This is a genomic window from Kineococcus vitellinus, from assembly GCF_009906315.1.
GTDB lineage: Bacteria > Actinomycetota > Actinomycetes > Actinomycetales > Kineococcaceae > Kineococcus > Kineococcus vitellinus.
On sequence record NZ_JAAALL010000010.1, the window covers coordinates 15848 to 33435 of the forward strand.

General features: G+C 74.9%; 16 protein-coding genes. 12 read left to right on the forward strand and 4 right to left on the reverse strand.

Features of this window, described 5'->3' with window-relative positions:
• Positions 1-20: 20 nt before the first annotated feature.
• Entirely contained in the window at positions 21-1286 is a 1266-nt protein-coding gene (locus GTQ99_RS02145; protein ID WP_166614093.1) for a Fic family protein, read from the forward strand.
• Positions 1287-1323: 37 nt separating this feature from the next.
• Here the strand turns inward: GTQ99_RS02145 and GTQ99_RS02150 are convergent, their stop codons facing one another.
• Both GTQ99_RS02150 and GTQ99_RS02155 read right to left on the reverse strand, forming a co-directional pair.
• Complete coding sequence (locus GTQ99_RS02150; RefSeq protein ID WP_338074662.1) at positions 1324-3138, reverse strand: putative bifunctional diguanylate cyclase/phosphodiesterase; 1815 nt, start codon at positions 3136-3138, stop codon at positions 1324-1326.
• Positions 3135-3974, reverse strand: coding sequence for an alpha/beta fold hydrolase (locus GTQ99_RS02155; RefSeq protein ID WP_338074663.1), 840 nt, complete (start codon positions 3972-3974; stop codon positions 3135-3137). The genes GTQ99_RS02150 and GTQ99_RS02155 overlap by 4 nt, the downstream gene beginning before the upstream one ends.
• Positions 3975-4153: 179 nt before the next feature.
• Here GTQ99_RS02155 and GTQ99_RS02160 point away from each other — a divergent pair, with 179 nt between their 5' ends.
• Positions 4154-5068: a hypothetical protein gene (locus GTQ99_RS02160; protein ID WP_166614095.1), complete on the forward strand. Its 915-nt coding sequence runs from the start codon at positions 4154-4156 to the stop codon at positions 5066-5068.
• A 236-nt stretch (positions 5069-5304) separates the two neighbouring features.
• Complete coding sequence (locus GTQ99_RS02165; RefSeq protein WP_166614096.1) at positions 5305-5571, forward strand: hypothetical protein; 267 nt, start codon at positions 5305-5307, stop codon at positions 5569-5571.
• Positions 5572-5616: 45 nt separating this feature from the next.
• On the opposite strand, the gene GTQ99_RS02170 is transcribed toward GTQ99_RS02165, so the two are convergent.
• Both GTQ99_RS02170 and GTQ99_RS02175 read right to left on the reverse strand, forming a co-directional pair.
• Positions 5617-6954 (reverse strand): Nramp family divalent metal transporter, encoded by a 1338-nt coding sequence (locus GTQ99_RS02170; protein ID WP_166614097.1) that lies wholly within the window; start codon positions 6952-6954, stop codon positions 5617-5619.
• A 104-nt stretch (positions 6955-7058) separates the two neighbouring features.
• Entirely contained in the window at positions 7059-8102 is a 1044-nt protein-coding gene (locus GTQ99_RS02175) for a LacI family DNA-binding transcriptional regulator (protein ID WP_338074664.1), read from the reverse strand.
• Between the two features lie 391 nt (positions 8103-8493).
• Here GTQ99_RS02175 and GTQ99_RS02180 point away from each other — a divergent pair, with 391 nt between their 5' ends.
• The 9 genes from GTQ99_RS02180 to GTQ99_RS02220 all read left to right on the forward strand — a co-directional run.
• Entirely contained in the window at positions 8494-9801 is a 1308-nt protein-coding gene (locus GTQ99_RS02180) for an extracellular solute-binding protein (protein WP_166614099.1), read from the forward strand.
• 14 nt (positions 9802-9815) lie between these two features.
• Positions 9816-10766 (forward strand): carbohydrate ABC transporter permease, encoded by a 951-nt coding sequence (locus GTQ99_RS02185; RefSeq protein WP_166614100.1) that lies wholly within the window; start codon positions 9816-9818, stop codon positions 10764-10766.
• A complete protein-coding gene (locus tag GTQ99_RS02190; RefSeq protein ID WP_166614101.1) occupies positions 10763-11644 on the forward strand; it encodes a carbohydrate ABC transporter permease in 882 nt (293 codons plus the stop codon). Before GTQ99_RS02185 ends, GTQ99_RS02190 begins: the two co-directional genes overlap by 4 nt.
• Positions 11641-12582, forward strand: a complete 942-nt coding sequence (locus GTQ99_RS02195) for an aldo/keto reductase (protein WP_205706638.1) — start codon at positions 11641-11643, stop codon at positions 12580-12582. The genes GTQ99_RS02190 and GTQ99_RS02195 overlap by 4 nt, the downstream gene beginning before the upstream one ends.
• Entirely contained in the window at positions 12579-13694 is a 1116-nt protein-coding gene (locus GTQ99_RS02200) for a Gfo/Idh/MocA family protein (RefSeq protein ID WP_166614102.1), read from the forward strand. The genes GTQ99_RS02195 and GTQ99_RS02200 overlap by 4 nt, the downstream gene beginning before the upstream one ends.
• Positions 13694-14089, forward strand: a complete 396-nt coding sequence (locus GTQ99_RS02205; protein ID WP_166614103.1) for a tautomerase family protein — start codon at positions 13694-13696, stop codon at positions 14087-14089. Before GTQ99_RS02200 ends, GTQ99_RS02205 begins: the two co-directional genes overlap by 1 nt.
• Positions 14086-15210: a zinc-binding dehydrogenase gene (locus GTQ99_RS02210; protein WP_166614104.1), complete on the forward strand. Its 1125-nt coding sequence runs from the start codon at positions 14086-14088 to the stop codon at positions 15208-15210. Before GTQ99_RS02205 ends, GTQ99_RS02210 begins: the two co-directional genes overlap by 4 nt.
• Positions 15207-15974 (forward strand): SDR family oxidoreductase, encoded by a 768-nt coding sequence (locus GTQ99_RS02215; protein ID WP_166614105.1) that lies wholly within the window; start codon positions 15207-15209, stop codon positions 15972-15974. The genes GTQ99_RS02210 and GTQ99_RS02215 overlap by 4 nt, the downstream gene beginning before the upstream one ends.
• A gap of 113 nt (positions 15975-16087) precedes the next feature.
• Positions 16088-17588 (forward strand): IlvD/Edd family dehydratase (locus tag GTQ99_RS02220; RefSeq protein WP_420814502.1); only part of this gene is annotated, 1501 nt, incomplete at its 3' end.

Below are 17588 nucleotides of genomic sequence, written 5' to 3' on the forward strand. Positions count from 1 at the left end.
ACCTTGATTATGATGGCGGCATGGTCCGACTCGTCAGCGCCGTCTGGAGCCCCGACCAAGGGGACGTCGCCGGCTTGCCGCGCCGGCACCGCCGCCCGTGCCGCTACGACGCCTTCGTCCCCGACCGCCTCGTGGGGCGGGAGGTGCTGCTGCCCGCCGACGTGACCGCCGACGTCTCCGACGCCGAACGGGCGGTGCAGCAGCTCAACGCCTCCGGGGTGCCGTACCGCGGCTACGAGGCGATCGCCCGGCTGCTGCTGCGGGCCGAGGCGGTGGCGTCCTCGCGCATCGAGGGGCTGGAGATCGGCGGGCGCCGGCTGGCGCGCGCCGACGCCGCCCGTGCCGCCGACGGCTCCTCGCCCGACGAGGGCGCCGCGGAGGTGCTCGGCAACATCGACGCGATGCGGGCGGCCGTCGAGGACGTCGCCCGGCGACCCCGGCTGGACGTCGGCGCGATCCGCGACATCCACCGCGCCCTGCTGGCCGGAACCCGCGACGCCTCGTGGGCCGGTCAGGTGCGCGACCGGCAGAACTGGATCGGCGGGTCGAGCTACGACCCCTGTGCCGCGGACTTCGTGCCGCCGCCGCCGGACGAGGTCGATGCGCTGCTCGAGGACCTCGTGGAGTACCTGGAGTCCGACCTGCACCCGCCCGTGGTGCAGGCGGCTCTCGCGCACGCGCAGTTCGAGACCATCCACCCGTTCGCCGACGGCAACGGGCGCACCGGCCGAGCCCTCGTCCACGTGGTCCTGACCCGGCGGGGCCTCAGCCCGCACCACGTGCCACCGGTCAGCCTCGTGCTGGCCACCCGCAGCCGGGACTACGTGGCCGGCCTGGAGGCCTTCCGCGCCGAGGGACACGACGGCCTCGCCGAGTGGGTCGCCACGTTCGCGGCCGCCACGACCGAGGCGTGCGAGCGGGTCGCCGGGCTGACCGACGGCCTGGCGGTGCTGGACCGGCGCTGGCGCGAGGCGGTGGGGACCGTGCGGGCGGGCTCGACGGTGGCGCAGCTGCTCGACGACGTGCTGCCGCAGACGCCGGTGGTCACCGTCGCCTCCCTCGTCGCGGCGACCGGCCGGTCCGTGCAGGCCGTCAACGAGGCCGTCGAGCGCCTGCACTCCGCCGGCGTGCTGCGGCAGACGACCGCCGGGCGGCGCAACCGCGCCTTCGAGGTGGACGGGCTGATCGACCTCATCACCTCCTTCGAGCGCTCGCTGGCCTCCCCGGCCGGCGACACGGCGGTCGAACCGCCCGCCCGGCCGGTGCCACGGCGACCGGGCCGCTGACGACGGGCGGGGGAGGACGGACGGGCGAGGACGATCCTCAGGTGGCGGGTTGCGCAGTGGTTCCGGTGCGCTCGCGCGCCCACTGCTGCACCGCGTCCGCCGCCACGGGCCGGGAGAACAGGTACCCCTGGACGACGTCGCAGCCCATGGCGGCCAGCGCCTCGCGCTGCTGCTCGGTCTCCACGCCCTCGGCGACCGTGCGCACGCCGAGGGCCTGGGCCAGCTGCACGCAGGCCCGCACGATGGCGGTGTCGCCGTCGCTGGCGCCCAGGCCGGTGACGAAGGAGCGGTCGATCTTCAGCTCGTCGACGGGGAAGCGCTGCAGGTAGGTCAGGCTCGCGTAGCCGGTGCCGAAGTCGTCGACGGAGACGCCGACGCCGAGCTCCTTGAGCGCCACCAGCGTGGCGGCGGCCGTGGCGGGGTCCGCCGCGAGCGAGGTCTCGGTGACCTCCAGGACGAGCAGGTGCGCCGGGAGGCGGTGGCGGCTCAGCGCGGTCGTGACCGCCTCCACCAGGCCGGGGTCGGTGAGCTGGCGCGTCGACAGGTTCACGGCGACCTCGACGGTCGCGCAGCCGGGGTCGCGGGCCCAGTCGGCGGCCTGGGCGACGGCGGCGTCCAGGACCCAGGCGCCCAGCTCGCGCACCAGGCCGGACTGCTCGGCGAGCTCGATGAACTGCACCGGCGCCAGCAGCCCCCGCGTCGGGTGCTGCCAGCGCACCAGCGCCTCCACGCCGACCAGCCGCCCGTCGCGCAGGCGCACCTGCGGCTGGTGGTGCAGGCGCAGCTGGCCGTCGGCGATGCCGCGGCGCAGTTCGCCGAGCAGCCGCAGGCGGTCGGCGGCCGCGCCGGTGCGGGTGGGGTCGTGCACCTCCACGCGCCCGCGGCCGCGGGCCTTGGCGCGCTGCACCGCCACCGCCGCATCGTGCAGGACGCGCTGCGCCGCACCCGGGCCGGGCGGGGCGACGGCCGCGCCGATGCTCGCCGAGGCGACGACCTCCAGGCCGTCGAGGACGACCGGGGCGGTGAGCGCCTCCAGCAGCCGCTCGGCGAGGCCGCGGGCCGCCTCCACGTCCTCGCAGCGCTCCACGACGGCGAACTCGTCGGCGGACAGGCGGGCCACCACGGCGCCCTCGCGCACGGCGGCGCCCAGCCGCGCGGCCACCGTCAGCAGCAGCTCGTCGCCGGCGGCGGTGCCCAGGCTCTCGTTGACGACCGCGAAGTGGTCCAGGTCCACCACGAGGACCCCGACGTCGCTGCGGCCGGCGGCGAGCGCCGCGCCCAGGTGCGCGGCCAGCCCGGCGCGGTTCGGCAGCCCCGTCAGCGGGTCGGCCAGCGCGAGGCGGCGCGCCTCGCCCTCCGCGGCGGCGCGGGCGTCCTCGGACTCCTCCGCGCGGTGCAGGGCGGCGATGAGCTCCTGCTCGTGGGCGCGCCGCTCGGGGGCGGCGAAGACGACGAGGCGCACCTCCGCGTCCGCGCCGGCGCGCGCGGGCACGCGGGTGGCGGTGACCAGGGCCGGGCGGCGGCTGCGGTCGGCGGCGACGACCTCCACGACCACCTCGCTGACGCTGCCGGTCGTGCCCAGCTGCGGTGCGCTGTGCGTGGACCACAGGATGCGGTCGCCCACCGGCAGCAGCCGGCCGAACGCCGAGCCCAGCAGGTCCTCGCGCCGGTGCCCCGTCCAGGTCAGGAACGTCTCGTTGACGCGGGTGATCCGCCCGCCGTCGGTGGTCGTGAGGTACCCGCAGGGGGCGTGCTCGAACAGCGCCTCGAACCCCCCGTCGGACGGCCCGTCGGACGGCACCTCGGCGGCGCCGCCGGGGGTCGCCGGAGTCGCGGGGGTCGTGGTGGTCACGGCCGCCCGGGCAGGTGCGCGAGGACCGCGGCGGCCGTCGCCGCCGGTGCGCTCACGTGCGGGCAGTGCCCGGAGGCGTCCAGGGCCACGAGCGTGGCGTGCGGCAGCCGCGCGGCGACCTCGCGCACGGCGCTGTCGACGGCGAGGGCGTCGTCGCGGCACTGCAGGACGACGGTCGGGGTGCTCACCCGGGTCAGCAGCTCGCGGGAGTCGGTGGTGAACGTCGCCCGTGCGAAGTCGCGGGCCGTGCCGGGGTGCAGCTGGCGCATGGCGCCGGTGAACTCCTCGCCCAGCTCGGGCCGGTCCGCGTTCCCCATGAGCATGGGGGCGACGGTGGCGGTCCACGACAGGTAGTTGTGGTCCAGGGAGTCCAGCAGCTCGGCGACGTCCTCGTCGGAGAACCCGCCCTCGTAGCCGGTGGCGGCGTCGTCGGTGTAGCGCGCGGACGGGGCGACCATCACGACCTGCGCGAAGCGCTCCGGCGCCCGCAGCGCGGCGCGCGCGGCGATCATCGAGCTGACGCTGTGGCCCACGACGACGACGTCGTGCAGGTCCAGCTCCTCGCACACCGCCACCAGGTCGGCGGCGTAGCCGTCGAGGGTGGAGTAGCGCTCGCGGTCGTAGGCCGCGGGGTCGAAGCCGCCGGCACCGGCCTGGTCCAGCAGCACGACGCGGTGCCCGTCCAGCAGCGCCGGCAGCACCCGGTCCCAGGCGTGCTGGTCGGTGCCGAAGCCGTGCACGAGGAGCAGCACCGGGCCGGCCGGGTCGCCCAGGACGCGCACGCGGTGGCGGGCGGCTGCGGTGCCGACCGTCTCGACGGTGGGGTGGGTGGTCACGGCGGACTCCTCCGGAGTGGTGCCCCGCGCGGTCTCGACGGGCTGCCCCGGGAGCATCGGCAGGTGCGGGCCGGGGCTTGAGCGGCGCCGCCCGCGGGCCCGGCCGGTGGCGGCCGGTCGACCCCGCAGCACCCGGTCGGCCCGCGCGCGGCCGGCGGCCGGTGCGCCACGATCAGCGGGTGCGGATCGTGGTGGACAGGGACAGCGTGGCGATGGGTGACGACGTCGAGCCCCACCGGCGCATCGTCGAGGTGCCCGACGACGCCCCGCTGGAGGAGGTGCTGCGCCGCACCGCCCCCGACGTCTCCGTCTCCGGCGGCTCCACCTGGATCACCACCTGGAACGGCGTCCCCGTCGCCGTGCACTCCTCCCGCTGGGGCACCGGCAGGGTCTGGGACGAGCGCTACCGCACGCTCGCCGACCTGCCGCCCGGCGAGGGCACGCCGGTGCTGTTCCACCGGTACTGGGCGCAGGTGGACGCCGACTGGCTGCTGGAGCGGCTGCGCGCCGGGGAACCCCTGGACCGCGGGACCCTGGAGCGGCAGTGGGCGCCCCTCGCCGAGCAGCGCCGCGAGCACGCGCTGCGCGAGCGCGAGCGCACCCACCCGGGCCGGCTGCTCGACACCGCCACCGTCGCCGCGCTGACGGCGCTGGGCGCCCGCGTCGAGGTGCACACCGACCGGGTGTGCCGCTTCACCGTCGAACCCGCCGGGGGTCCCGGTGCCGCCTGGCGCGCCGAGCTGCACGACACGATGACGCTGGTGTGGACGCCCGCGGGGCGCTGCGGCAGCGTGCGCCCGACCGCGCTCGCGCAGCCGTGGCTGGTCGCCCTCGTCGGGGCCGCGGTCAGCGGCCGGGGTGCGGACGCGCTGCCCGCACCGGCCGTCGCCTCGGACGTGCGCCGCAGCCCGTCGCTGTGGACGGTGACCCGCACGGTGGACGGCCGCCAGGAGCTGGCGCAGCTGCCCGACGAGGAGCACGCGCAGTGGTTCCGCCGCACCCTGGGCCGCTCGGTGCAGGAGGTGGCCGCCGCGTACGCGGACGTGCCGGAACGGCCCCGCGGCCTCGGCCGGTGGCTGCGCCGCAGGCGCTGAGCGCCCGCCGGGAGCGTGGCCGGGGACCTCGGACGAGGGCTCCCGGAGGGGCCGGTGAGGGAAGTTCTCGCAGGTCAGCGGTGTTGAGGAGAGTGGCGGGGCACCGTCGAGGCCCCGGGCTCCACCCCTCGTCGCCGCGAGCGACTCCCGTGCCGACAGGCGCGCTCCCGGTGCACCGCCACCACCCTCTCCCCGGCCCCCCAGCGGGACCGGACCCACCCAGCCAGGAGGCAACCGTGAAGGGCGATCGTGTCGAGATCGTCGTCGACGCCGGCGGCGACACCCGCACCTACCAGGTCGAGGCGACCCGCGCGGGCCGCCGCGTGGACGTCAGCCACGGGCGCGGGCTCGTGGAGGTCACCGAGGTCACCCGCGGCGGCACGCCCGTGCGCACGGCCCGGTTCATGGCGGCGCGCGTCATCGCGCTCGTCGAGCACCCCTCGCCCCGCGCGGGCGCCGAGGACGACGAGGAGACGGTGACGCCGCTGCGCGTCACCGCCTGACGCACCCCGCTCGACGCACCACCCCGCGGCGTCGCCGGACCGCCCTCACAGGCGGCCGGCGACGTCCGTCACGAGCAGCGCGGTGAACAGCACCGAGGCCGCTCCCAGCAGCCCGTTGGACACCCAGCCGGAGCGGCCCTCGCGCGCGATGCGCCGGGAGTTCAGCAGCAGCATGAGCGTGATGGCCAGGAACGGCATGAACACCGAGCCGAGCAGGCCGTAGACCAGCGTGAGCCCGAACGGCTTGTCGATGAACAGCAGCGCCATCGGCGGGAACGTCAGCCACAGCAGGTACCCGCGGAACGCGAGCGACCTCTCCACCGCGACGGCGCGGTAGCCCTCGCGCGTCGGCTCCGCGCCCGTGACGTCGGCGCGGGCGGCGCCGCCGGGACCGACCTCGGCGGCGCGCCCGTGCGGCAGCCGCACCGCGCGGGTGAGGTCGGCGAACATCAGCGACACCCCGTTCCACACCCCCAGCAGCGACGACGACGTCACCGCGAGGAACCCGACGAGGAACAGCAGCCGGGCCCACTGCCCGTAGGTCTCGCCCAGCGCCGCGCCGAGGGTGAGCAGGCCGTCGTCGCCCTCGGTGAGGTCCTGGCCGAAGAGCATCGTCGAGCCGACGACGAGCATCGCGACGACGAAGATCCCGGTCATCGCGTAGCCCACGGCGTTGTCCAGCCGCATCATCGACAGCCAGCCGGTGCCGCGCCAGCCCTTGGCGAACATCCAGTACCCGTAGGCCGCCATCGTGATGGTGCCGCCGACCCCGCCGACGAGGCTGAGGACGTAGATCGTCGAACCGTCCGGCAGCCGCGGCACCAGACCGCTCGCCAGGTCCCCCAGGTCGGGGGTGACGAGGACGGCGACGGAGACGACGGAGACGAACTTCAGCAGCACCAGCACCGTCATGAACTTCTCGAACGCGTGGTAGCGCTGCGCCCACACGAGCAGCAGCCCGGCGACACCGGCGATCATCGCCCAGTAGCGCACCGACAGGCCGCCGAAGAGGGCGTTGAGCGGCAGGCCCACCGCGGACATCGCCGTCGCCCCGTACACGAAGCCCCACAGCACGATGTAGACGCCGAAGAACGTCGTCGCCCACCGCCCCAGCCGGCGCCAGCCGTCGAGCAGCGTCGTGCCGGAGGCCAGGTGCCAGCGGCCGACGCCCTCACCGAGCGCCAGCTTGAGGACCGCGCCGGCCACGGCCGCCCACAGCAGCGCGGTGCCGTACTGGGCCCCCGCCACCATCGTCGCGACCAGGTCGCCGGCGCCGACGCCGGTGGCCGCGGCGAGCAGGCCGGGGCCGATCTGCCGGACCTTCTGCCGGACCCCGACCGGGGGCGTGAGGTGGACGGAGGGGCCGGTGTCGACCGTCGCCATGGGTTCTCGCTCCTCGTCGCGCGGGAAGGGCCGGGACGAGGCGCCGAGGGCGGCGCCTCGGCGGTCAGCCTACGAGGAGGGGTGCGCGGCGCGCGGCGGCGCGCTCAGCCGCTCCCGCGCGGCGGCGCCGTCGAGCCGCGCACCACGAGCTGGGTGGCGAGCTCGATGTGGTGCGGGTCGAGGACCTCCCCGTCGACCAGGCGCAGCAGCATCTCCAGCGCGAAGCGGCCCATGTCCTGCAGGGGGGTGCGCACCGTCGTCAGGGCGGGGGTCACCCACCGGGCCACGTAGGTGTCGTCGAAGCCGACGACGGAGAGGTCCTCGGGCACCCGCACGCCGTGGGCGCGGGCGGCCTGCACCACGCCGAACGCGCAGACGTCGGTGACGGCGAAGATCGCGGTGGGCGGGTCGTCGGAGGTGAGCAGCCGGCCGGCGAGCTCGGCGCCGGCGTCGAAGCCGAACCCGCCGTCGACGACCAGTTCGGGGTCGACGGGCAGGGCGGCGTTGGCCATCGCGGCCCGGAAGCCGTGCAGGCGGGCCTGGCTGATGGCCGCGCCCGCGGGGCCGCCGAGGTGGGCGATCCGGCGGTGCCCCAGCGAGATCAGATGCTCGGTGGCGGTCAGCCCGCCGGTCCAGTTGGTGGCGCCCACGCTCGCGACACCGGCCTGCGGGGTGTGGACCGGGTCGACGACGACCAGCGGCAGCCGCACCTTGGCGAACCCGGCGACCTGCTGCGAGGTGAGGTCGGAGGTCACGACGAGGACCCCGTCGCGCCCGGCCTTGACCAGCCGCCGCGCCCACGTCGCCCCGCTGCTGTAGCCGGACATGCCGTCGGAGAAGCGCCCCACCACGACGTCGGCGTCGGCGCTGGTGCCCGCGTCGGTGACCCCGCGGATGAGCTCGGTGGCGTAGGGGCTCATGAAGTCGTCGAAGATGAGGCCGATCGTGCGGTGCCCGCCGGCGGCGCGCTTGGGCGGTGCCTGCAGGTACTCGTGCTCCAGCAGCAGGCGCTCGATGCGCTCGCGGGTGCGCGCGCCCACGTCGTCGCGGCCGTTGAGCACCTTCGACACGGTGGCCGTGGACACCCCCGCCTCGGCGGCGATGGCCGCGAGCGTGGGCCGCTTGCCGCGGCCGGGAACCTCGCCCACCCGTCCTCCTCCACCTCGGCGGGCCCGCCCGCGCGTCCCGGCCGGCCCCGCGCCGGCCGGCCCATCATCCCGCAGCACCCGCGCCCGGCCGGCCGCCCAGCGGAGCGGGGAGCCCACGGATGTTGCGAAACGCCACGGTAGGGGAGAGGCCGGATCGGAGCAACGGCCCCGGGGATCCCAGCTCGAAGCTTGCGGTGGAGAACCCCTTGACGTTCTGAGCTGCGGCGTCCTAGCGTCTGCCGCGTCCAGTCTTTCGCGCAACATTGCGAACATCCGGTCCGCCGACGGTGGTGGTCCGGCAGCGACGACGCCGTCCGACGCGCTCCAGCGCCACGGCTGCACGGGCCCGGCACGCGGTCGTGCCGGGGCACACACGACGACGGAGGACACCGTGCACGACACCTTCCCCGACCCCGCTCGGCACCTGAGCCGGCGCCGGCTGCTCGCCGGTGGCGCGGCGGCCGGCACCGCAGCGGCGCTCGCCGCGTGCGGCGGCGGCAGCGACGCCGGCGGTGGTGGCGGCGGCACCACCCTGCGCATGTGGACGTGGGCCTCGGAGTTCGAGGACGCCTTCGCGGCCGCGGCCGCCGAGTACCACGCGCTGCACCCGGACGTGACGATCGAGCCGCGGTACTGGAGCTTCGCCAACTACGCCCCCTCGCTGCAGGCGGCGCTCGCGGCGAAGGAGGAGGCCGACATCTTCATGCCGCTCGTCTCCACGCTGGCCCTCGGCCAGGCCGAGCGGATCATCGACCTCAAGCAGGCGCTCGGGCAGGACTTCCTCGACGGGTTCTTCCCCTCCACCAACGAGGAGAACGTCTACGAGGACGGCCAGTACGCCGTCGGCTGGGCCGCCCAGACCTTCGGGCTGTTCTACAACACCACCATTCTGGACCAGCTGGGCCTGCAGCCCCCGGAGACCTGGGACGACCTCGCCGCGATGGCCCCGAAGATCAACGCGGCCGGGTACGTGACGATGTCCATCCAGGGCAACCCGTCGAACCAGCTGTCCGACTTCATGCTGCCCATCATCACCCAGATCACCGACGACCCCCAGGTCGTGCTCGACCTCGACGCCCACGAGCAGGACGGCGTCAGCTGGGACAGCGAGCCCGTCGTGCAGGCGCTCACCGTCGTCAAGCAGCTCAAGGACGCGGGCGTCTTCTCCGACGGCGTCCTGGCCACCGACAGCGACACCTCCAACAGCACCTTCACCAGCGGCAAGGCCGCGATGCTGTTCACCGGTTCCTTCTTCCCGCCCTCGCTGCAGACGACGGCGCCCCCGGAGTTCCTCACCCAGTACGGCATCGCCAAGACGCCCGCCATCGCACCCGGCGGCAAGCACTGGTGCGCCAACCAGGCCGGCTACACCTGGGCCGTCAGCTCCGGATCGCAGAACCAGGAGGCCGCGGTCGACTTCCTGAAGTACCTGTACGAGCCGGAGCGCTACCTGGCGATGATGAACGACACCTTCTCCATGCCCAGCACGAAGGCCGCCGCCGACGGCGTCACCAGCTCGGACATCAAGACCATGACCTCCTGGCTGCTGGACGGCGAGGGCGCCCCGCACATCATGTTCGGCAAGGGGACGCTGGACTCGGTGACCAACGGCGTCGTCTCGGTCGTCGACGGCTCGGCCACCCCGGCCGAGGCCGCCAAGGCCATCGAGGCCGCCGTCGTGCAGAACCGGAAGATCTGAGGTCGCCGCCCGCGATGACCACGACGACACCCACCCGGAGACCACCCGCGGTGGTCTCCCGGCGCCGCGCCCGGCGCCCCCTCACCGGCTGGTCCAACCCCACCGGACTGGCGTTCGTGCTGCCCGCACTCGCCTTCTTCGCGATCTTCATCGCCTACCCCGTCGTGCGCACCTTCGCCCTGTCGATGACCACCTCCGACGGGTTCGGCGGTTCCTCCTTCGCCTGGTTCCACAACTACGGCGTCATGGTGACCGACCCGATCTTCCGCAAGGCCGCGGTCGTCACGCTCGTCTACACCGTGGTCACCACGGTGCTGCACACCGTCCTCGCGCTGGTCCTCGCGCTCGTCGTGCACGCCGGCCCGCGCCGCAGCGCCGTCGTCTACCGCACCCTGTTCTTCCTGCCCGCCGCGGTCTCGCTGACCGTCACCGGCCTGCTGTGGCGCATCGGCCTCACCCCGGTGTTCGGCGTCTTCAACCGCGTCCTGGACGCCGTCGGCCTCGGCTCGCTGCAGCACGAGTGGCTGGGCGACACCGCCACCGTGCTGCCCACGATCATCGTCGTGTCGCTGTGGCAGTCGACGGGGCTGTTCATGCTCATCTTCTACGCGGCCCTGGGCAACGTGGACACCTCCATCGCCGAGAGCGCCCGCGTCGACGGCGCGGGGCCGCTGCGCGAGGCGTGGAGCATCACGATCCCCATGCTGCGTCCCGTCATCGAGGTCGTCGTCATGCTCAACGTCCTCAACGGGCTGAAGGTCTTCGACCTCAACTTCGTCATGTCCAACGGCGGCCCGCTGCACGCCTCGGAGTCGCTGAGCAGCTACACCTACCTGCTGACCTTCGGCTCCTCCACCGGCGGGGTGCCCTCCTTCGGCTACGGCTCGGCGATCAGCGTCGTCGTCTTCCTCGTCGCCGGCATCGCCACGCTGCTGCTGTACCGCTTCCGGAAGGGGGAGGCATGAGCTCCACCACCCTCCAGCGCCCCCGCGCGGCGGTGGTGCGCCGCCCGCGCCGCGGCGCCGCCGCGATCTCGCGCCGCGTCCTGTGGCACGCGGTGATGATCGCCGTCGCCGTCGGCGCCGTCGCGCCGCTGCTCTACATGGTGCTCACCTCGATCCGCCCCCAGGCGACGGCCTTCAGCGGGCCGATCGTGCCCGACCGGCTCACCGGCGTCGGCTACGACTTCGCCTGGAACGAGCTGCAGATCTGGCGCAACTTCCTCAACAGCGTCCTCATCACCGGCACCACCCTGGTGCTGACGATCGCGGCCGCCACCCTCGCCGGGTACGCGTTCTCCCGGATCGGCTTCACCGGGCGCAACCTGCTCTTCTTCGTCGTCACCAGCGCCCTGTTCCTGCCCGGTGTCGCCACCCTCATCCCCGTCTACCTGGAGCTGCAGAGCTTCGGCCTGCTCGGCAGCCGGCTGGGCCTCATCCTCGTCTACACCGCCGGGGGCGTGTCGTTCTCGCTGTTCCTCATGCGGACGTTCTTCGACGCCCTGCCCCACGAGCTCAGCGAGGCGGCCCGCATCGACGGCGCCAGCGAGGTGCAGATCTTCTGGCGCGTCATGCTGCCGCTGGCCGCGCCGGGCATCGCCACCGTGGCCATCTTCCAGATGATCAACGTCTGGAACGAGCTGCTCTTCGCCAGCGCCCTCATCTCCGACCCCGCCAACCGGCCCATCCAGCCGGTCGCGAACTCCCTCATCGGCCAGTACGCCACCAACTGGCCGGCGCTGACCGCCGCCATGACGCTGTCCGCGCTGCCGATGGTCGTCGCCTACGTCGTCTTCCAGCGCTGGTTCGTCGCCGGCCTCACCGCCGGGGCGGTGAAGGCGTGAGCGTCGACGTCCTCACCCCCCGCCGGCTGGGGTGCACCGGGTTCGCCGTCACCGCCCTGGGCGTGGGCACCGCCGAGCTCGGCGACATGGCGAACGTGTACGCGCCCGTCCCCGAGGAGCAGGCGCTGGCGACCGCCCGGCGCGCCTTCGCCGGCCCGCTCACCTTCGTCGACACCTCCAACGGCTACGGCTCCTCCGAGCGGCGCCTGGGCACCGTGCTGCGCGAGATCGGTGGCGTGCCCGAGGGGGTCCTGCTGGCCACCAAGGTCGACCCGGCCGACGGCGGTCCCTTCGACGGCCCGCGGGTGCGGGAGTCGGTGCGCGAGAGCATGGACCGCCTCGGCCTGGACCACCTGCCGCTGCTGCACCTGCACGACCCCGAGCGCATCGGCTTCGAGGCGGCGACGGCCCCGGGCGGCCCGGTGGAGGTCATGCGCGAGCTCGTGCAGGAGGGCCTCGTCGGCCACCTCGGCGTCGCCGGCGGCGACGTGGAGCTCATGCGCCGCCTCGTGGCCACCGGCGCCTTCGAGGTCGTCCTCAACCACAACCGCTGGACGCTGCTGGACCGCTCCGCGGGCCCGCTGCTGGCGGACTGCGCCGCCGCCGACGTCGCCTTCCTCAACGGCGCCCCCTTCGGCGGCGGGATCCTCGCCAAGGGCCCGGCCGCCGCGCCCCGGTACTGCTACGCCCCGGCCTCCCCGCGGCTGCTGGCCGCGGCCACCGCGATCGAGGCCGCCTGCGCCCGCCACGGCGTGCCGCTGGCCGCGGCCGCGCTGCAGGACTCGCTGCGCGAGCCCCGGATCACCTCCACCGTCGTGGGCTCCTCGCGCCCCGAGCGGCTGGAGCAGACCCTCGCCCTGGCCGCCGTCCCCGTCCCCGACGAGCTGTGGTCCGAGCTCGCCGACCTCGTCCCCGAACAGGAGCACTGGCTCGCATGAGCACGACCACCTCCACCCCCACGCCCGGCACGCCCGGCACGCCCACGACGTTCGCCGTCGTCGGCAGCGGCTGGCGCTCGGAGTTCTTCCTGCGCCTGGCCCGGGCCGCCCCCGACCGGCTGCGCGTCGCCGGTGTCGTCACCCGCACCGCCGAGCGCGGGCAGGAGGTCACCGCCGCCTGGGGCGTGCCCACCTCCCGCACGATCGCCGACCTGCTGGCCGCGGGGCGCCCGGACTTCGTCGTCGCCTCCGTGCCGTGGGGGCAGATGCCGGTCACCGTCCGCGAGCTCGTGGACGCCGGCGTGCCCGTGCTCGCCGAGACCCCGCCCGCCCCCGACCTCGACGGCCTGCGCTCGCTGTGGAACGACGTCGGCCCCGGCGGGCGCGTGCAGGTCGCCGAGCAGTACCTGCTGATGCCCGGCCACGCCGCCCGCCTGGCCCTCGTGCGCGAGGGCGTCATCGGCGAGGTCACCTCCGTGCAGCTGTCGTCGACGCACATGTACCACGCGGTCTCGCTGGTCCGCGGCCTGCTCGGCGTCGACATGGACGAGGTCGTCGTCAGCGCCCGCGAGTTCCGCGCACCGCTGGTGGACCCGCTGAGCTTCGGCGGCTGGGACACCGGCGCCGTGCCCGAGCCGCGCACCACCACGCTGGCCACCCTCGACTTCGGCGACGGGCGCAGCGGCCTGTACGACTTCACCGACAACCAGTGGTGGAACCCGCTGCGGGCCCGGCGCATCGTCGTGCGCGGCTCGATCGGCGAGATCGTCGACGACGCCGTCACCCGCATGGTCGACCCCACCAGCCCGGTCACCTCGCACCTGTCCTACCGCCGCCGCGGCGTCGACATGAACCTCGAGGGCGTCGACCTGGACACCGTGAGCTTCGACGGGCGCGTGGTCTACCGCAACGCCTGGTCCGGCACCCGGATGTCCGAGGACGACGTCGCCGTCGCGCAGATCCTCGCCGACACCGGCGCCTGGGCGCGCGGGGAGGGCTCCGAGCCGTACCCGCTGGCGCAGGCCTGCCAGGACCACGCCATCGCGCTGGCGATGGGCGAGTCCGCCCGCACCGGCGCCGACGTGCGCGTGGCCAAGGAGGTGTGGGCCTGATGCCGCTCGTGCGCATCGACCTGCCCGACACCACCTCCGCCGAGCAGCGCCGGGCCATCGGCGACGCCGTGCACGCCGGTCTCGTGGAGGGGCTGGCGATGCCCGCCGACGACCGCTTCCAGGTCCTGCGCGCCTCGCCCGCCGCCTCGTTCTCCTTCGACCCGCACTTCATGGGCGGCACCCGCCGCTCGCCGGTCTTCCTGGAGGTCCTGCTCGTGCGCGGGTACTCCACCGAGGTCAAGCGGGCCACGTTCGCGGCCGTCGCCCGCCACCTGGAGGCGGCCGGCGTGCGCCCCGACGACGTGTTCCTCGCGCTGCACGAGAACGGCGGCGAGGACTGGTACGTCGGCCGGGCCGGGGACGCGGACGAGGACCGACCCGGGGACGAACCGTGAGGGCGGCGGTGCTGCGCGCCGTCGGGGAACCGGTGCGGGTGGAGGACGTCGAGCTGGACGACCCCGGCCCCGAGGAGGTCCTCGTGCGCGTCGAGGCCGCCGGGGTCTGCCACACCGAGCTGCACTACACCAGCGGCGACATCCCCTGCCCGCTGCCCGTCGTCCTCGGCCACGAGGGCGCCGGCACCGTCGAGGCCGTCGGGGAGCGCGTGGACGACCTGCGCCCCGGGCAGCGCGTCGGCTTCACCTGGCGACCGCGCTGCGGGCGCTGCGAGGCCTGCGTCACCGGCCGCCCCGTCATGTGCGTGGCCGGTCGCGTGCAGGCCCGCAGCGGCGGGCTCGTCGACGGCACCACCCGGCTGCACCGCGGCGCCGAGCGGCTGCACCACTTCCTCGGCGTCTCCTGCTTCGCCGAGTCCGCCGTCGTCTCCCGCGGCGCGCTCGTGCCGCTGCCCGAGGACGTGCCCGCGGCCGTCGCGGCGATCGCCGGGTGCGCCGTCGTCACCGGCGTGGGGGCCGTCGTCAACGTCGCCTCCGCCGGCGCCGCGCTCGCCGGCCGCTCGGTGCTCGTCGTCGGCGCCGGCGGCGTCGGCCTGTCCGCCGTCATGGGCGCGGTGCTCGTGGGCGCCGGGCAGGTGGTCGTCGTCGACGTTGCCGCCGACAAGCTGGCCCTGGCGCGCCGCCTGGGCGCGACCGCCACGCTGGACGCCTCGAGCCTCGCGGACGGCGGGGTCGTGGAGGCCGTGCGCGAGCTCACCGGCGGCGGCGTCGACGTCGCGATCGAGGCCGTCGGCCGTCCCGCGACGCTGCAGCAGGCCTTCGCCGCGCTGCGCCCGGGCGGCACCGTCGTCGCGGTCGGCCTCTCGGCCGCCGACGCCACGGTCGCCGTCCCCGTCAACGAGCTCGTGCAGCAGCAGAAGCGCCTGGTGGGGAGCCTCTACGGCTCCGCGAACCCGGCCGTGGACCTGCCGCGGCTGCTGGCGCTGCACCGCAGCGGCCGGCTGCCGCTGGAGCAGCTGCTCGGGGCCAGCCACCCCCTCGACGGCGTCGCCGACGCCTACGAGCAGCTGCGCGCCGGCGCCGTCGGCCGCGCCGTCGTGCTGCCGGGGGCCGCCGCGTGAGCGCGTTCGCCAGCTACCCCAGCCTCGCCGGGCGGGCCGTGCTCGTCAGCGGCGGCGCCAGCGGCCTCGGCGCGGAGTTCGTCACCCGCTTCGCCCGCCAGGGCGCCCGGGTCGGCTTCGTCGACGTCCAGGACGAGGCGGGGCGGGCCCTGGCCGAGCAGCTGGCCGCGGACGGCTGCCCGCCGCCGGTGTACCGGCACGCCGACGTGCGCGACCTCGCCGCCTACGCCGCGGTCCTCGAGGAGGTCGCCGCGCTGACCGGCCCGGTCACCGTCCTCGTCAACAACGCCGCCGACGACACCCGGCGGCCGCTGGCCGCGGTGGACGAGGACTCCTGGGACGCGGGGTTCCGGGTGAACCTGGACCACCAGTTCTTCGCGACGCGGGCGGTGGCGCCGATGATGCGCGCCGCCGGCGGGGGTTCGGTGGTCAACCTCGGTTCCATCAGCACCCACGTCAAGCTCACCGACCTCGTCGTCTACCGCACGGCCAAGGCCGCCGTCGAGGGGCTGACCCGCGCGCTGGCGCTGGAGCTGGGCGGGGACCGGATCCGGGTGAACTGCGTCATCCCCGGCTGGGTGATGACCGCCCGGCAGCTGGAGCAGTGGGTGGACGCCGAGGCCGAGGCGGTGCTGGACCGCGAGCAGGTGCTGCCGCTGCGGGTGCTGCCCGAGGACGTCGCCTCGCTGGTGCTGTGGCTGGCCGCCGAGGACAGCAGGGCCTGCACGGGGCAGAACTGGATCGTCGACGCGGGGTGGATGTGATGGGCGTGCAGGACACCGGGCAGCACGAGCACGAGCAGGACGATCAGCACGAGCAGGGCGAGCGGGCGCCGCTGCGCAGCAGGGCCTGGTTCGGCGCCTCCGGGCGCTCGGGGATGCTCTACCGCTCCTGGATGCGCAACCAGGGCTACGGCGCGGAGGTCTTCGACGGCCGGCCCGTCATCGGCATCGCCACCACGTGGTCGGAGCTCTCGCCGTGCAACGCGCACCTGGACCGGGTGGCCGAGGCCGTCAAGCGCGGGGTGTGGATGGCCGGGGGATTCCCGCTGGTCTTCCCCGTGATGTCGACCGGCGAGACGCTCATCCGCCCCACCGCCATGCTCTACCGCAACCTCATGGCGATGCAGGCCGAGGAGCTCATCCGCGGCAACCCCCTCGACGGCGTCGTGCTGCTCTCCGGCTGCGACAAGACGACCCCGGCGCTGCTCATGGGCGCCGCCAGCGTCGACCTGCCGGCGATCGTCGTCACCGGCGGGCCGATGCTCAACGGCAAGTTCCGCGGCGAGGACGTCGGCTCGGGCACCCACGTGTGGCGCTTCGAGGCCGAGATGAAGGCCGGGCGGATGAGCGCGCAGGAGGGCGCCGTCGCCGAGGGCTGCATGGCCCGCTCCGCCGGGCACTGCATGACGATGGGCACGGCCTCCACCATGGCGTGCGTCGCCGAGGCCCTGGGCATGCAGCTGCCCGGCTCGGCGGCCGTGCCGGCCGTCGACGCCCGCCGCGGCGAGGTCGCCCAGGCCGCCGGCCAGCGGATCGTCGCCATGGTGCACGAGGACCTGCGCCCCAGCGCCGTCATGACGCGCGGCGCCTTCGAGAACGCGATCCGGGTGGTCGCCGCGATCGGCGGTTCCACCAACGCCATCGTCCACCTGCTCGCCCTCGCCGGCCGGCTGGGGGTGGTGCTGTCCCTGGACGACTTCGACGTCCTCGCCCGCGACGTGCCGACGGTCGTGGACCTCATGCCCTCCGGGCGCTTCCTCATGGAGGACTTCTGCTACGCCGGGGGACTGCCCGCGGTGCTGCGCGACCTCGCCGAGAACGGCCTGCTCAACACCGGCGAGAGGACCGTCACCGGCCGCACCATCGGCGAGCTCGTCGCCGACGCCCCCTGCTGGGACCGCGAGGTGATCCGCGCCTTCGACGCGCCGCTGCAGCCGGCGGGTTCGGGGACCGCGGTGCTGCGCGGGAACCTCTGCCCGCGCGGCGCGGTCCTCAAGCAGTCGGCCGCCTCACCGGAACTGCTGCAGCACACCGGCCGCGCCGTCGTCTTCGACTCCCCGGAGGCCTACCACGCCGTCTGCGACGACGAGGACCTCGACATCAGCGCCGACGACGTCATCGTCGTGCGCGGCGCCGGTCCCCGCGGCTACCCCGGCATGCCGGAGGTGTCCAACGTGCCGCTGCCCGCCAAGCTGCTGCGCGCCGGCGTCAGCGACATGGTGCGCATCAGCGACGGCCGGATGAGCGGCACGGGTTTCGGCGCGGTGGTCCTGCACGTGGCGCCCGAGGCCGCCGTCGGCGGACCGCTCGGCCTGCTGCGCACCGGGGACGTCATCACCCTCGACGTCCCCGCCCGCCGCCTGGACGTGCAGCTGA

Bases quoted from the DNA above. Each gene is read 5' to 3' on its own strand.
- GTQ99_RS02145 (WP_166614093.1), top strand. From the start codon at position 21: ATGGTCCGACTCGTCAGCGCCGTCTGGAGCCCCGACCAAGGGGACGTC.
- GTQ99_RS02170 (WP_166614097.1), bottom strand. From the start codon at position 6,954: ATGGCGACGGTCGACACCGGCCCCTCCGTCCACCTCACGCCCCCGGTC.
- GTQ99_RS02185 (WP_166614100.1), top strand. From the start codon at position 9,816: ATGACCACGACGACACCCACCCGGAGACCACCCGCGGTGGTCTCCCGG.
- GTQ99_RS02190 (WP_166614101.1), top strand. From the start codon at position 10,763: ATGAGCTCCACCACCCTCCAGCGCCCCCGCGCGGCGGTGGTGCGCCGC.
- GTQ99_RS02200 (WP_166614102.1), top strand. From the start codon at position 12,579: ATGAGCACGACCACCTCCACCCCCACGCCCGGCACGCCCGGCACGCCC.
- GTQ99_RS02205 (WP_166614103.1), top strand. From the start codon at position 13,694: ATGCCGCTCGTGCGCATCGACCTGCCCGACACCACCTCCGCCGAGCAG.